The sequence below is a fragment of the Mesorhizobium sp. M00.F.Ca.ET.216.01.1.1 genome (assembly GCF_004010325.2).
Taxonomy (GTDB): Bacteria; Pseudomonadota; Alphaproteobacteria; order Rhizobiales; family Rhizobiaceae; genus Mesorhizobium.
This window is the reverse complement of the sequence record NZ_SADR02000129.1, coordinates 1-451: the sequence shown is the minus strand read 5'-3', so window position 1 is coordinate 451 and position 451 is coordinate 1. Positions and strand designations below refer to the sequence as shown.

Annotated in this window: 1 protein-coding gene; it reads right to left on the bottom strand. The window is 66.7% G+C overall.

Translation table 11 applies throughout. The features are described 5' to 3' along the window. A partial coding sequence (locus EN859_RS35370) for an ATP-binding cassette domain-containing protein (protein WP_135913612.1) occupies window positions 1-451 on the bottom strand: 451 nt, incomplete at both ends.

The following is a 451-nucleotide window of genomic DNA, read 5'->3' as shown; positions in this document are numbered from 1 at the left end:
TGCGGGTGATCTCCGATTTCGGATCGGCAAAGACCTGCCAGACAGCGCCCTCCTCGACGATCCGGCCGGCATCGATCACCGCCACGCGGTCGGCGATGGAACGAATCACTTCCATCTCATGGGTGATGAGCAGGATGGTGAGGCCGAGATCGCGCAGGCGCCGCACCATCGCCACCATGCGCATCGTCTCCTCGTGGTTCATGCCGGCGAAGGGCTCGTCGAGCAGCAGGATCGATGGGTTGGTGGCAAGGCCGATGGCGATGCCCAAGGCCCGCAAATGGCCGTGCGGCAGGTTGCGGGCGGTCTCGTCGGCGAGCGAGGCCAGGCCAAGCAGCGCCAGGATCTCGTCGGCGGACTGCCCGAAAGCCGCCTCGTCGGCCCTCGCCGTGCCGGTGCCGAGGAAGAAGCCGGCAAGGCTCGCCTTCGAACGCAGATGGTGCGCGATGATGAC